The organism is Lonsdalea iberica (assembly GCF_002111585.1).
Taxonomy (GTDB): domain Bacteria; phylum Pseudomonadota; class Gammaproteobacteria; order Enterobacterales; family Enterobacteriaceae; genus Lonsdalea; species Lonsdalea iberica.
Genome location: NZ_LUTP01000063.1, coordinates 1 through 13,252, shown reverse-complemented (window position 1 = coordinate 13,252; position 13,252 = coordinate 1). Strand labels below are relative to the sequence as shown.

General features: G+C 54.0%; 14 protein-coding genes and 2 pseudogenes. 10 read left to right on the top strand and 6 right to left on the bottom strand.

Going from position 1 to position 13,252, the window contains the following annotated elements:
• Nucleotides 1-222: 222 nt before the first annotated feature.
• Complete coding sequence (gene mltA / locus AU511_RS15680) at nt 223-1,398, top strand: murein transglycosylase A (protein ID WP_094110241.1); 1,176 nt, start codon at nt 223-225, stop codon at nt 1,396-1,398.
• A 178-nt stretch (nt 1,399-1,576) separates the two neighbouring features.
• A complete protein-coding gene (tcdA, locus tag AU511_RS15675; protein ID WP_094110240.1) occupies nt 1,577-2,389 on the top strand; it encodes a tRNA cyclic N6-threonylcarbamoyladenosine(37) synthase TcdA in 813 nt (270 codons plus the stop codon).
• Here tcdA and csdE read toward each other — a convergent pair whose 3' ends face one another.
• Nucleotides 2,390-2,833, bottom strand: coding sequence for a cysteine desulfurase sulfur acceptor subunit CsdE (csdE, locus tag AU511_RS15670; protein ID WP_094110239.1), 444 nt, complete (start codon nt 2,831-2,833; stop codon nt 2,390-2,392).
• 5 nt (nt 2,834-2,838) lie between these two features.
• Entirely contained in the window at nt 2,839-4,044 is a 1,206-nt protein-coding gene (gene csdA / locus AU511_RS15665; RefSeq protein WP_094110238.1) for a cysteine desulfurase CsdA, read from the bottom strand.
• 184 nt (nt 4,045-4,228) lie between these two features.
• Here csdA and AU511_RS15660 point away from each other — a divergent pair, with 184 nt between their 5' ends.
• The 4 genes and pseudogenes from AU511_RS15660 (at nt 4,229) to rlmM (ending at nt 7,262) form a co-directional block, all read left to right on the top strand.
• Nucleotides 4,229-4,450, top strand: coding sequence for a YgdI/YgdR family lipoprotein (locus tag AU511_RS15660; protein ID WP_094110237.1), 222 nt, complete (start codon nt 4,229-4,231; stop codon nt 4,448-4,450).
• Nucleotides 4,451-4,792: 342 nt separating this feature from the next.
• Nucleotides 4,793-5,722, top strand: a complete 930-nt coding sequence (locus AU511_RS15655; protein ID WP_094110236.1) for a transcriptional regulator GcvA — start codon at nt 4,793-4,795, stop codon at nt 5,720-5,722.
• Nucleotides 5,723-5,774: 52 nt separating this feature from the next.
• A complete protein-coding gene (locus AU511_RS15650; protein ID WP_094100893.1) occupies nt 5,775-6,170 on the top strand; it encodes a DUF423 domain-containing protein in 396 nt (131 codons plus the stop codon).
• Nucleotides 6,163-7,262: pseudogene (gene rlmM, locus AU511_RS15645) on the top strand (23S rRNA (cytidine(2498)-2'-O)-methyltransferase RlmM). Before AU511_RS15650 ends, rlmM begins: the two are co-directional and overlap by 8 nt.
• Before the next feature lie 19 nt (nt 7,263-7,281).
• Here the strand turns inward: rlmM and xni are convergent.
• Both xni and ppnN read right to left on the bottom strand, forming a co-directional pair.
• Entirely contained in the window at nt 7,282-8,046 is a 765-nt protein-coding gene (gene xni, locus AU511_RS15640) for a flap endonuclease Xni (RefSeq protein WP_094110235.1), read from the bottom strand.
• A gap of 73 nt (nt 8,047-8,119) precedes the next feature.
• Nucleotides 8,120-9,484: a nucleotide 5'-monophosphate nucleosidase PpnN gene (gene ppnN, locus AU511_RS15635; protein ID WP_094110234.1), complete on the bottom strand. Its 1,365-nt coding sequence runs from the start codon at nt 9,482-9,484 to the stop codon at nt 8,120-8,122.
• Between the two features lie 227 nt (nt 9,485-9,711).
• On the opposite strand from ppnN, the gene syd reads away from it, so the two are divergent.
• The 4 genes from syd to AU511_RS15615 all read left to right on the top strand — a co-directional run bounded on the left by syd (nt 9,712) and on the right by AU511_RS15615 (nt 12,515).
• Entirely contained in the window at nt 9,712-10,266 is a 555-nt protein-coding gene (gene syd, locus AU511_RS15630) for a SecY-interacting protein (protein ID WP_094110233.1), read from the top strand.
• A gap of 664 nt (nt 10,267-10,930) precedes the next feature.
• Nucleotides 10,931-11,251: a YqcC family protein gene (locus AU511_RS15625; RefSeq protein WP_094100888.1), complete on the top strand. Its 321-nt coding sequence runs from the start codon at nt 10,931-10,933 to the stop codon at nt 11,249-11,251.
• Nucleotides 11,252-11,255: 4 nt separating this feature from the next.
• A complete protein-coding gene (gene truC, locus AU511_RS15620; RefSeq protein ID WP_094110232.1) occupies nt 11,256-12,011 on the top strand; it encodes a tRNA pseudouridine(65) synthase TruC in 756 nt (251 codons plus the stop codon).
• 45 nt (nt 12,012-12,056) lie between these two features.
• Entirely contained in the window at nt 12,057-12,515 is a 459-nt protein-coding gene (locus AU511_RS15615) for a flavodoxin (RefSeq protein WP_094100886.1), read from the top strand.
• 94 nt (nt 12,516-12,609) lie between these two features.
• On the opposite strand, the gene AU511_RS15610 is transcribed toward AU511_RS15615, so the two are convergent.
• Complete coding sequence (locus tag AU511_RS15610; protein WP_094110231.1) at nt 12,610-12,999, bottom strand: DUF3461 family protein; 390 nt, start codon at nt 12,997-12,999, stop codon at nt 12,610-12,612.
• Between the two features lie 121 nt (nt 13,000-13,120).
• Nucleotides 13,121-13,252, bottom strand: a pseudogene (dapD, locus tag AU511_RS15605) (2,3,4,5-tetrahydropyridine-2,6-dicarboxylate N-succinyltransferase); the annotation flags it as partial.

The window sequence follows — 13,252 nt, the reverse complement described above, 5'->3', positions numbered from 1 at the left end:
TGGAAGCGCACTATACTCTCCAAGCGTTTCTATGCAACCCCTTTTTAGCAAAAATCTATGATTTAACTTGTCTTTGTTTGTTTCTTCATCTATTGACGTAAAACGGATAGGAATATTGATGACGCAGAGCGATTTGGTTTAAGGCATTGGTCGCATTTCATTTTACCTACCCGTTTGCTATCGTTCCGCGTTGGACACCACTTGAAAAGAGAGCGGGTAAAAATGAAAGGATGGCGGAGCAGTTATGTGTTGGTCGGCTTGGTGATCGCCGTTTTGGCGGGTTGTCAGAGCCGGCCTACCGATCAGGGTCAGCAATATAAAGACGGACATGTCACTGAGCCTCTGAAAATGGTGAACGAGCCGAACACACACGGCAAGCCGATTAACGCCGGCGACTTCGCCAGACAGGTCACGCACATCCAGACGGATTCTCCCACTCTTTACAGCAACAACAACGCGACGTTCCAGGCGATCCAGAACTGGATGCTGTCGGGCGGCGATACGCGCGAGCTGAGCAAGTTTGGGCTGGGGTCGTGGCAAATGGAAGGAGTAGACGGCTTCGGCAACGTTCAGTTCACCGGCTATTACACCCCGGTAGTGGAGGCCCGGTACACTCGCCAGGGCGAGTTCCAGTATCCCATCTACGGCATGCCGTCGCGCGGTAAAAAAAATCGTCATCTTCCCGATCGCGCGGGTATTTATGCGGGCGCGCTCAGCAATGCTCCGATTCTGGGCTGGAGCAACTCTTTAATGGATAACTTCATGATGGAGGTTCAGGGAAGCGGGTACGTCGACTTTGGCGATGGACGTCCTTTGACGTTCTTTGCCTATGCCGGCAAAAATGGTCATGCCTATCGCAGCATCGGTAAGGTTCTCATCGATGAAGGCGAAGTGGCGAAAGAAAACATGTCGATGCAGGCGATTCGTCACTGGGCGGACACCCACTCTGAACAGGAAGTTCGCCAACTGCTGGAACAGAACCCTTCCTTTGTGTTCTTCAAGCCGATGGATGCGGCGTTAGTGCGTGGCGCGAGCGCGGTGCCTCTGATCGCCAAGGCCTCCGTCGCCTCCGACCGCTCGTTGATCCCCGAAGGCAGCGTGTTGTTGGCGGAAGTCCCGCTGCTGGACAATCAGGGCAAATTCAACGGTAAATACGAAATGCGCCTGATGATTGCGCTGGACGTCGGTGGCGCGATCAAGGGTCAGCACTTCGACATCTATCAGGGGATCGGCCCCGAGGCGGGTCATTCCGCCGGTTTCTATAACCATTACGGGCGAGTCTGGGTGTTGCGTAATACGCAGCCGCAAAGTTCCGGGCTGCTGCTGAGCGCTGAGTCAGCGCAAAACACCAACGGCGGGTTACTCGGAAAGCCGCCGGTAGTGACTTTCTCTCAGTAATAACATCATAACGTCGGGCGCGTTTGCCGCGTCCGCTTCGTTATGGTTGCACTCGGTTAAGGAATTTGTCGCTGAACTAAAATTCTATTTCATCTCTTACTCCGCAAATGCCTCGCTCTGCGTTATTATCCCCGCCGTTTATTTTTCTACAGGTCCTATCCCGTAAAGGTGGTGAGTCATGAGTTCACGTTTATCTGAAAGCTATCTACAGCGCTTCGGCGGTACTGCTCGGCTGTATGGACAGCAGGCGTTATCGCTGTTCGCCGAGGCTCACGTCTGCGTGATCGGCATCGGCGGGGTCGGCTCTTGGGCGGCGGAAGCGTTGGCGCGGACGGGCATCGGCGCGATCACCTTGATTGATATGGACGATGTTTGCGTCAGCAATACCAACAGACAGATTCATGCGTTGCGTCAGCATACCGGGCAGCCGAAAACAGCGGTGATGGCGGAGCGCATTCTGGCGATCAACCCAGAGTGCCAGGTGACCTGTGTGGACGACTTTATCAGCCCTGACAATATGGCGGAGCTGTTGAATAACGAATTCAGCTATGTGATCGACGCCATCGACAGCGTGCGTGCTAAGGCTGCGCTACTGGCGTATTGCAGACGCAACAAGATCCCGGTCGTCACCACCGGCGGCGCTGGCGGGCAGATTGATCCCTCTCGTATCGCCGTGGCGGATCTGGCTAAAACTATTCAGGATCCGCTGGCGGCCAAATTGCGTGAACGTCTGAAGCATGACTTTAATATCGTGAAAAACAGCAAGGGCAAGCTGGGTATCGACTGCGTATTTTCCAGTGAACCACTGGTTTATCCTCAGCCGGACGGCAGCGTATGTGCATCAAAACAGAGCGCCGATGGGGTTAAACGGATGGACTGCGCGTCCGGTTTCGGCGCGGCGACGATGGTGACCGCCACCTTCGGATTTGTGGCGGTTTCGCATGCCTTGAAAAAAATGATGGCCAAAGCCGAACGTCAAAGCAGCCTCTAATCAGGACTCCAGGCTCGCAATTTCCTGAATTCTGGCAGCCAGCGCCGCCAGCCCGGCCGAGCGGGACGCGCTCAGCTGCGCCTTCAGACCTAAAGTCTCAAGCAGCGCCAGCGGATCCAACTGCTGCAACTGCGCTGCGGTTTTCCCTTCAACGGCCGTGAGCAGTATCGCCAACAATCCGCGGACGATGCGGCCATCGCTATCGCCGTAGAAATGCAGAGCCCCGGATGTTTCTCGTTCGTATCCCAACCAGACCTGATTTTCGCACCCAGATAGCGCGATAGCGGGCTGCTTTTTCTCTTCGGGTAAGGAGGGAAGCTGTTTGGCCAGCAAGATGATCTGGCGATAGCGATCTTCCCAACTACGGCAGGCGCAGAAACGTTGGCGCAGATCGTCTTCAATGATGTCGGTACCGAAAGGGTGGTGAGTCGATTTTGAAGTCATGTCGTTTAGTCCAGCAGTAGAGCGAGCGCTTTGCGCAACCCATTGATGAGCTGTATTACGTCTTGCTCATTGTTGTAAGGCGAAAAAGAGGCCCGCAGCGTGCCTTTGACGCCAAGGGCGGCCATCAGCGGCTGTGCACAGTGATGGCCCGCACGCACGGCGATGCCTTCTTCCGCCAGCAGAGCGACGAGATCGCTGTGGTGTACGCCGTTGAACATAAAGGAGAGCAGGCTGCTACCGGCGCAGCGCCAACTGTGAAAGCCGGGTAATGTCATCAGTGCTTTTTCCGCCTGCTCGGCCAGCGCGACGCTGTATTGTTCCGCTGCGTGACGATCGTAGGTATTCAGCCATTCAAGGGTGGCCGAGAGGCCGATGACGCCGGCGATATGCGGCGTGCCTGCTTCAAATTTCTGCGGGCCGTCTTGGGGAACGAAGCCGTCGAAAGAGACTTCCTGCATCATCTTCCCCCCGCCTTGCCAGGGCGGCATCTCGGTTAACAGCTCGGGTTTGCCATACAGGATGCCGATGCCGGTGGGGCCATACAGTTTGTGGGCCGAAAACGCATAAAAATCGATGTCTAACGCAGTGACGTCCACGGGCGTATGCACTATCCCCTGTGCGCCATCGACTACAATGACGGCGCCTGCCTGATGCGCCAGCGTAACGGCGCGCTGCAGGTTCGGTTGCCCACCGGTGACGTTGGACATCTGGGTAATCGCCAGGATACGTGTTCGAGGGGACAGCAAAGCGGGCAGAAGCTCAACGTCCGGCAGCAGATCGTCGCCCAGAGGCAGTTTAACGACGCTCGCGCCGGTTTGCCGGGCCACCATCAGCCAAGGCAAAAGGTTGGCGTGATGTTCGGCCTCGCTGACCACAATCTCATCGCCGGACGAGAGCCGAGGACGGGCAAAACTTTGCGCCACCAGATTAATGGATTCAGTCGCCCCCCGCGTCCAGATGATGCCGCGCGGATCGGGGGCGCCGATCAGCGCCGCCACCTGTTGTCGCGTCTCCTCAAAGCTTTGGGTCAGTCGTTGCGCCTCGCGATGCTGGCTGCGATGCACGTTACCGCCCTGCAAGCTGTAATAACGGCTCACGGCATCAATCATTGACTGAGGTTTGAGCGCGGTAGCGGCGCTGTCCAGATAGATGCCGGGCTGCTGTAGCGCCGGGAACTGCTGGCGAAAGTGGGGGGCGTTAAACGGTATCATGACTATCCTCTGTTAAGGGGGCAGATCCTGTCCCATTTTTCAGGCTGAAACAAGTTTCGGACAATACTTACACGTTATCGGTGGAAAAAACCGGGTAGGTTGCTACGCTTACTGGTGTCAAGTTGTGGAATTTAATGGCGTTCAATAGAAGATATTAAACTTATAAAACTACTCGGAGTGTAATATGAAGAATAAAATATCAATCATTGCGGCCATTGTTATGGCCTTTTCGGTGGTGGCCTGCTCCAGCAACTATGTTCTGCATACGAATGACGGTCGGACAATTATCGCGGATGGTAAACCGAAAGTGGATAGCGATACCGGCCTGATCAGCTATACCGATGCGTTTGGTCACGAACAGCAGATCAATCGTTCTGATGTGAAACAGATGACGGAAGTCAAATAAGCCCGCTTGACGCCTTTCGCATCAATCGAAAAAAAAGCACCGCAATCTTGCGGTGCCCTACACAATCTTGTGAATAGACAGGGAAAAACAGGAAATGAAAAGGTAGCAGAGCTACCTTGTCTGAAATTCAGACGGTAAATAGCAAACACAACATCACATCCACAAGTCAAAAGCACTTCGGTCATCCGTCCGCACTTTTCGTTCCGACTCAGGAAGTGGCGCTAATATAGGTATTTGCTGGTGCATCCTCAACGGACAATTTATAATGTCTCGGATTAAAAAAACTAATGACTTATCATACGTCAGACCCGCGCTGACAGGCTTGAGCCAAGAATCCGATCTATGTCAAAACGACTACCCCCTCTTAATGCGTTGCGCGTGTTTGACGCTGCCGCCCGCCACCTAAGTTTCACCAAAGCAGCTGAAGAGCTGTTTGTGACTCAGGCAGCGGTGAGTCATCAAATCAAATCCCTGGAAGATTTTCTCGGCCTCAAATTATTTCGTCGTCGCAATCGTTCACTGCTGTTGACGGAGGAAGGGCAGAGCTATTTTCTGGACATCAAAGAAATCTTCCTCGCCTTGAACGACGCCACTCGCAAGCTGCAGGCACGCAGCGCCAAAGGGGCGTTGACGGTGAGCATGCTGCCGAGTTTCGCCATCCATTGGCTCGTGCCTAGGCTCTCTACTTTTAACGCTGAATATCCGGGGATCGATGTCCGCATTCAGGCGGTCTCGCGAGAAGAAGATCATCGCCTGGCGGATGATGTGGACGTGGCGATTTTTTATGGCCGCGGCAACTGGCCGGGACTGCGGGTGGAGAAACTTTACGCCGAATATTTACTGCCCGTTTGCGCCCCTCAACTGCTGACCGGAGAGCATCCGCTAAATGTGCCGTCGGATTTGGTTCGCCATACTTTATTGCATGATGCTTCCCGTCGTGACTGGCTGACTTATACGCGGCAATTGGGCGTTCAGCAGATCAACGTTCAACAGGGACCAATCTTCAGTCATAGCGCAATGGTATTACAGGCGGCGATACACGGTCAGGGGATCGCGCTAGCTAATAATGTCATGGCGCAGACGGAAATTGAAGCGGGCAGATTGGTCTGTCCGTTTAACGATGTGCTGGTCAGTAAAAACGCTTTTTATCTGGTATGTCATGACAGTCAGGCAGAACTGGGTAAAATAGCCGCCTTTCGCCAGTGGATACTGGCGCGCGCGGCGAGCGAACAGGAGAAATTCCGCTTCCGCTACGACAGCGGCTCGCGCTGAATCTTCGGGATTAAAGCACCTTGTTTACCTTAAAAGAAAATGGATAACGACGATGAATAGCCGTTTCATGCTGATCTTTGCGGCCATCAGTGGATTTACATATGTCGCATTAGGCGCGTTCGGCGCTCATGTCTTAAGCCGTACGCTTGGGGAGGCCGAACTGGATTGGCTTCACACCGGGCTACAGTATCAGGCTGTCCACACGCTGGCGCTCCTGGCGTTGAGCGTGGCTATGAACCAACGCGCCAACGTGTGGTTTTACTGGAGCGCGGCGCTCCTGGCGCTGGGAACCGTGCTGTTTAGCGGCAGCTTGTACTGTCTGGCGCTGTCCCAGCTGCGGATGTGGGCCTATGTTACGCCGGTGGGCGGCTTTTGCTTCCTGGGTGGCTGGTTATTGTTGTTGATAGGCGCTCTGCGCCAGAAAAGAAAGGCTGACTCGCATGAATAAAGTCATTTTGTACTGCCGTCCCGGCTTTGAAAAAGAGTGTGCGGCGGAAATTACCGATAAAGCCGCGCAGCATAACGTTTACGGCTTCGTGCGGGTCAAGGATAACAGCGGCTACGTCATTTTCGAGTGCTATCAGTACGAAGATGCCGATCGCCTGATCAAGGAATTGCCGTTTAAGAGCCTGATCTTTGCTCGACAAATGATGGTATGCGGCGAGCTTTTGCGCGATCTGCCGCAGGAAGATCGCATCTCGCCAATCGTCGGCATGCTGACCGGCGTGCTGGAACGTGCGGGAGAGCTGCGCGTCGAGGTGCCGGATACCAATGAAAGTAAGGAACTGATGAAGTTCTGCCGCAAGTTCACCGTACCGCTACGCGCGGCGTTGCGCGAAAGTAAGATTTTGTCACCGCAAGAAAAACCCGGTCGCCCGGTGATTCATGTGCTGTTTATCGCGCCCGGCTGCTGCTACGTCGGTTACTCCTACAGCAACAACAACTCTCCGTTCTACATGGGGATCCCGCGGCTTAAGTTTCCCGCCGATGCGCCAAGCCGTTCCACGCTTAAACTGGAAGAAGCCTTTCACGTGTTCATCCCGGCGGATGAATGGGAGGAGCGGTTGGGCAGCGGCATGTATGCGGTGGATTTAGGCGCCTGTCCCGGCGGCTGGACCTATCAATTGGTCAGACGCAGCATGATGGTTCACGCGGTGGATAATGGGCTGATGGCGCAGAGTTTGATGGATACCGGTCAGGTGATTCACCACCAGGCGGATGGTTTCCGGTTCGACCGCCGCGCAACAACGTTTACTGGCTGGTGTGCGACATGGTAGAGAAACCCGCCAAGGTCACCAACCTGATGGCTGACTGGCTGGTGAACGGCTGGTGTCGTGAAGTGATTTTCAACCTCAAGTTGCCGATGAAAAAACGCTACGAGGAAGTGAATCAGAATCTGGAGCTGTTGATGGAACGCTTGCATGAAAATGGTATTAATGCGGAAGCTCATGCCAAACAGCTCTATCACGACCGTGAGGAAATCACGATCCACGCCCGACGTATCTGGTCCGCGATACCCGGCCGTCGCGACGAGCGTTAAGAAACGGCGGCGGGTTTTTCTAGCCCGCCGTCGACGGCAATCGAAGCTGCTGCAAATTACCGTTCAAAGTAAGATCGGTTTTCAGCGTGGCGACCTGGCGGCAAATCCAGGCTGCTTCCCGCTGCGGCTCCAGCTTTTTACGCCACTTATCCGGCAGTTGATCCAACTGCTGATAAAGTTGTTCTAACGATCCCGCCTGTTGTAGAAGCTGCGCTGCGGTTTTTGCGCCGATGCCGCTGACGCCGGGGATCTTGCTGCTGCTGATTCCCGCCAATCCCCAATAGTCAGGGAGTTGTTGCGGGGAGACGCCGAATTTCTGGCGGATAAAGGGCATATCCAGCCACCGCTTTTGAAAGTAATCCCGAATCTGAATCGTCGGCGCCAGCAGCTGACAATATCCCTTGTCCGTTGACACGATCGTGGCCTGATGGCCGAGTGCGGCAACCTTGCAGGCCAAGGTCGCGGCTAAGTCGTCGGCTTCGTCTCCGGGAGAGTGCCAGCTTTCGACGCCCAGTTCTCGGAAAACCTCTTTGATTTGTGGCAACTCCTGGTGCAGTGAGTCCGGCATCGGAGTGCGCCCGGCTTTGTAATCAGGTAAAAGCTGGTGCCGCCAGCTGGACGCTCTCTGCTCGTCGTCGAATACGGCAACGGCATGGGTCGGTCGGCTGTGTTGCAACAGCAGACTCAGGGCATGCTGACAGGCAGGTAAACAGGGAGAGCCCTGTACGGCATGAATGCGCCTGATGAGGTTCAGCGCATCCACAATCAATAGATGTAAGGGCATGATTCGTCTCCGCGAATAAAACGCTCTGCCGCCGTCCAGAGGAGTACTGGAAAGCGGCAAAGCAGACGTCTTGTCAGGTCAAAATTTCATAACAGGGGATGTAGGCGCTGCCCGGGAGCTTCATACGCTGTTGCGCGACAAAGCCCTGAAGCAGACGGTCCATATTTTTCATGATTTCCGCATTGCCGTCGAGTTTATACGGTCCAAATTGTTCGATGGCCTGAATACCCCCTTCTTTGACGTTGCCCGCCACGATGCCGGAAAACGCCTTACGCAGCGCGGCGGCAAGTTGCTCGGTCGGCTGGTCGGGGTGCAGACGCAGATTCGCCATATTCTCGTGCGTGGGTTCGAAAGGTATCTGCAAGTCGGGAGCGATACGCAGCGACCAGTTGAAGCTGTAGGCGTCGCCCGTATGACGGCGATGCTCTTTAACGAGCGGCATCGACTTCTTCATCTCGCGTGCGACTTCGGCGGCATCATTGATGATGATGCTGTAGTAGCGGCGGGCCTGACGTCCCAGCGTACTGACGATGAATTCGTCCAGCACCCGGAAATAGTCAGCGCTCTCTTCCGGACCCGTCAGGATGATCGGCAGCACCTGTTCGCTGTTGGCCGGATCCATCATGATCCCCAGTAGGTACAGGAACTCTTCTGCCGTGCCGACGCCGCCCGGGAAAATAATGATCCCGTGGCCAATGCGGACAAAAGCTTCCAGCCGTTTTTCAATATCCGGCATGATGATCAGTTCGTTGACCAGCGGGTTGGGCGGCTCTGCAGCGATGATTGAAGGCTCCGTCATGCCAATGAATCGGCCGTCTTTGTAGCGCTGTTGCGCATGGCCGACGGCCGCGCCTTTCATGGGCGCTTCCATCGCGCCGGGTCCGCAGCCGGTGCAGATATTTAGCTCGCGCAGTCCCAGCTGGCTGCCCACCCGCCGGGCGTACAGATACTCTTTTTCATTGATGGAGTGTCCCCCCCAGCAAACGACCATGTTCGGCTCTTCGCCTACGTGCAGCGCGCGCGCATTACGCAGAATGGAAAAGACGATGTTGGTGATATGCGTCGAATTATCCAGGTCAAGGTTTTGGAATTGGCCCGTTTGCGTGATTTGACCGTTGACGAACAGAATGTCGCGCAGGACGGCGAACAGGTTAGCCTGCAACGAACGGATCAATTGGCCATCCACAAACGCATCTTCAGGTGGATTAACCAGTTCAAGCTTCACGCCGCGTTCACGCCGCAGCACGTTAATGTCGAAACTCTCGAAACGAGAAAGTAATTCTTTGCTGTTGTCCGTCTGGCTGCCGGAGTTCAGTACGGCCAGCGAACAGTTACGAAATAAGCGGTAAAGGTCGCTGCTGGCGCTACTTTTTAGTCTGTCTACTTCTAACTGCGACAGCAAATCCATAGACCCGAGCGGGCTGATATGTGTAATCAATTTTGCTCCTTGATACCTGGGGTATGACGTCGGTTCTTTAACGGACTTTTTTGATTCGCCTCTTCACCTTAACGTGAGCTCATCATTTTGCCAATCTTCGACAGCGCCGTGAGGTCGGCTCTGCGGGGCGTTGCGCATTTTGGCCGTGATGCTATCGACGACCGGCTACACTCTCAGGTTACAATGCGAGGTAGTGTAACCCGACCGGTAGAGTAAAGAAGAGAATGATGGATCAACACGTGTTGCAGGCGTTAACCGATTTTACCCAACGCTATGTGAGTCGATGGCAGGATCACGAGGGGCATTCTCCCGCCTCTGAAGCACTGTATGGCATTCCCTCACCCTGTATCGTCGATACGCACAACGGACAGGTGCAGTGGTTGCCCCAGCCAGGCGGGGGCATCCAACGTCTGGATGGCGTCGAACGTGCGCTGGATATCCAACTACACCCTGACGCGCACGCGTTCTACACCAGTCAGTATGCCGGAGATATGGAAGCATGCTTCGATGATATTCGTTGCACCGTGTTACAGGCATGGAGCGATGAGGATCTTATCCGCATGCAGGAAAATTTGATCGGTCATCTGGTGACGCAAAAGCGGCGAAAGCTGCCGCCGACGCTGTTTTTGGCGACGACGGCGTCGGAAATGACATTGATCTCGCTGTGCAACGTGAGCGGGGAAGTCATCCTGGAAGAGTTTGGAACGCAGAAAAGACGTGTACTCGCCGCGACATTATCTGAGTTTTTATATAAGCTTCAGCCATTGATTCAATATTACTGAAGCGTGTTTCGCTTTTCAGCGTGTGCGAAATATCTCACAATGGCTGTAGGTTATCGCTTATATTTTATATTAATATAGTGTGAAAATAGTGATTAACCATTAATTTTCAATAATTTAAATTTCATGGCATTGAAAACGGTCTGATGGAAGGTATGTTGCCATGAATTAGGGGCTTGCCGATTGGCTTTAATTAATACATCTTATTATTCGCCAGGCAACATGGTAACAGGTCGACGTAATATCGTTGTTTATGATTACGCGTCCGTTCCAGCCGAAATGCTTCAGGATGAAATGTTTTCAGGATGAAAGCACGGACACCTCCATGATGGAGAATGGGAGCCGGCTTGGACATGCTGGTGGGGCAGGAGCCTAAAGGGAACGAGATCAGGACGATCGCGAGGGAACGGCAGTCAAGGAAGAAAGAGGGATCGCCAGCGAGGGAATTGCGGGTCGGGATGACCACAAAGGAAAAGTTTTCAAGGATGAGCAGGGAAGCAACTGTGTAGCGGGATTGCTATAAAACGAATCGGGGGTACTGATTGCTCAGTACCCCCATTTTTTTTGTTCCGGCAACATCTCGACGTGAAGGCATTTCGCAGGATGCTACCGCGTGGCATCGATGTTATCCTTTTCCGCCCTACTGTTAGTCTGTTTGAGATCCTGTATGAGTGAAGAAATTCAGCTTCGGCAAGCCTTGTTGGCTGTTGAGCATGCCCTGAGAGAAAGTGAATTGTGGCAGAGCAAGCCGCCGGAGGCGGAGGCCTTCTCAAGCGCAGAGCCTTTCTGCGTGGACACGATGGAAGCCCAACAGTGGCTGCAGTGGGTGCTGTTGCCGCGTATGCATGCGCTGCTGGACAGCGGTGCGCCATTACCCGAACGTTTTGCCATTCATCCCTATTTTGAAATGGCTTTTGAAGGGCGCGGAGAAGAACTACAGCTTCTGCTTAACGCGCTGCGCGAGCTGGATGGTTTCTTTGGAGAATAAACCGATGTTGGACATTCTCTATCAGGATGAGTATCTGGTGGCGGTCAATAAGCCGCCCGGCTGGTTGGTACACCGCAGCTGGCTCGACCGCAAAGAAAAAGTGGTGGTCATGCAGACGGTGCGCGACCAGATTGGTCAGCACGTCTACACCGTTCATCGCCTCGACCGGCCGACTTCTGGCGTTCTGCTGCTGGCGTTATCCAGCGAGGTCGCTCGCCAGCTCTCCACGCTGTTTGAACAGCATGACCTCAAGAAAACCTATCACGCTGTGGTACGCGGACACGTTTTTGATTCTGACACTATTGACTATGCTTTAACGGAAGAGCTGGACAAAATCGCGGACAAATTCGCCACCCCTGATAAAGGACCACAGCCTGCGGTCAGCCATTATCGCGCACTAGCGCAGACGGAGATGCCGGTCGCCATCGGCCGTTATCCAACGTCTCGCTACTCGTTGATGGAACTGCAGCCGGAAAATGGGCGTAAGCATCAGCTTCGACGGCACATGAGTCACATTCATCACCCTATTATTGGCGACAGCACGCATGGCGATCTAAAGCAGAATCGCGGTATGGCTGCCCATTTTGGCTGTCAGCGGATGATGCTGCATGCCAGCTGTTTGTCGCTCGTTCACCCAGTTACAGGGGAGACGCTGGAGATTAAAGCGCGCTGGGATGAAACCTGGCAGAGCGTGATGTCGCAGTTCGGTTGGGAGGGCATTCTCCCTGATTTTGAAAGGGTTGAGTTTCCCGCGACCTGAGGTCAGGATAGCGGGGTTAATCTGTCTGATTGAGGGAGTTGCGTCATGGCGCAGATCGGTATTTTTGTTGGCACTGTTTACGGTAACGCGTTGTTGGTTGCTGAAGAAGCGGAAAATATTCTCAGAGAGCGCGGGCATGAAGTGAAGATTTTCGAGGGGGCCTCGTTGGAAGACTGGCTGACCTATCGTGAGCAGCAAGTGCTGGTGGTGACTTCCACGACAGGGCAGGGTGAACTGCCTGAGTCTATCGTCTCTTTGTACACCGCGCTGCGCGACACCAGCGGGCCTTTACCTCATATGGGGTACGGTCTGATTGCGCTGGGCGATAGCAGCTATGACGTCTACTGTGGCGGCGGTCGTCAATTCGATGCCTTGCTGCAAGAGCTGGGGGCGGAGCGAATTGGCGAGCGGCTGGAGATCGATGCGACAGAGCAGCCGGAACCGGAAGTGGTGTCCTGTGCATGGGTAGAAACGTGGGCTGACCAGGTGGAAAGCCGCGCCTAATCTTGGCCTTTACGGAAATGGCGCAAATTAGCGAAAAAAACGGGGCTTCGGCCCCGTTTTGCTGCATAGCGTACTGAATGTGTGGATAGACGCTTTACCGGTTTTTGGTCAGCTTTTCCAAATCGGACTCAATCTCACTAATTTTGTTGGTGACGACGCCTTCCAGATGACGTAAGTCGGCCAGAATTTTGCGTTTCAGGTCAACTTCGATCTGTTCGCGCTGACAGATCTGGTCCAGCTCATCAACGACATAGCGAAGATTGGGACTGATTTCGTTAATTTCCCGGAAGCCCTGACCCGCATTATCCGCCGCAATGGTTTTGCGTTGACGGGGATATTTGAATTTTACGCTTTTGGCGAAAAACTCACCTTTATCCTTGCGAAAATAGATTTTCAGAATGTCATTGCTGGCTTCTTGCCGCAGGCTATAACGGTCGATATCTTCCGGGTTGCTGATCCCGAGGCTCTTCAGATTGTCATACATAGCATCACCTCTTCCTGTTCTAAGCCATGCTACATTTTGTGCAATGCAGCGGGTCCTTATGCGCAGTGTTCCGACCGGTCATAAAAATGGCGGGTTATTCCGCCCGCCAGATTGAGGATTATCAGTCGATGGTGCGCAGCAGCTCGTTGATGCCCACTTTACCGCGGGTTTTCGCATCAACTTTCTTGACGATGACGGCGCAGTACAGGCTATGGCTGCCATCTTTGGAAGGCATGTTGCCTGAAACGACGAC

What these genes read in the sequence shown, in the direction of transcription:
- mltA (WP_094110241.1), top strand. Translation starts at nt 223, where the DNA reads ATGAAAGGATGGCGGAGCAGTTATGTGTTGGTCGGCTTGGTGATCGCC.
- tcdA (WP_094110240.1), top strand. Translation starts at nt 1,577, where the DNA reads ATGAGTTCACGTTTATCTGAAAGCTATCTACAGCGCTTCGGCGGTACT.
- csdE (WP_094110239.1), bottom strand. Translation starts at nt 2,833, where the DNA reads ATGACTTCAAAATCGACTCACCACCCTTTCGGTACCGACATCATTGAA.
- csdA (WP_094110238.1), bottom strand. Translation starts at nt 4,044, where the DNA reads ATGATACCGTTTAACGCCCCCCACTTTCGCCAGCAGTTCCCGGCGCTA.
- AU511_RS15660 (WP_094110237.1), top strand. Translation starts at nt 4,229, where the DNA reads ATGAAGAATAAAATATCAATCATTGCGGCCATTGTTATGGCCTTTTCG.
- AU511_RS15655 (WP_094110236.1), top strand. Translation starts at nt 4,793, where the DNA reads ATGTCAAAACGACTACCCCCTCTTAATGCGTTGCGCGTGTTTGACGCT.
- AU511_RS15650 (WP_094100893.1), top strand. Translation starts at nt 5,775, where the DNA reads ATGAATAGCCGTTTCATGCTGATCTTTGCGGCCATCAGTGGATTTACA.
- xni (WP_094110235.1), bottom strand. Translation starts at nt 8,046, where the DNA reads ATGCCCTTACATCTATTGATTGTGGATGCGCTGAACCTCATCAGGCGC.
- syd (WP_094110233.1), top strand. Translation starts at nt 9,712, where the DNA reads ATGGATCAACACGTGTTGCAGGCGTTAACCGATTTTACCCAACGCTAT.
- AU511_RS15625 (WP_094100888.1), top strand. Translation starts at nt 10,931, where the DNA reads ATGAGTGAAGAAATTCAGCTTCGGCAAGCCTTGTTGGCTGTTGAGCAT.
- truC (WP_094110232.1), top strand. Translation starts at nt 11,256, where the DNA reads ATGTTGGACATTCTCTATCAGGATGAGTATCTGGTGGCGGTCAATAAG.
- AU511_RS15615 (WP_094100886.1), top strand. Translation starts at nt 12,057, where the DNA reads ATGGCGCAGATCGGTATTTTTGTTGGCACTGTTTACGGTAACGCGTTG.
- AU511_RS15610 (WP_094110231.1), bottom strand. Translation starts at nt 12,999, where the DNA reads ATGTATGACAATCTGAAGAGCCTCGGGATCAGCAACCCGGAAGATATC.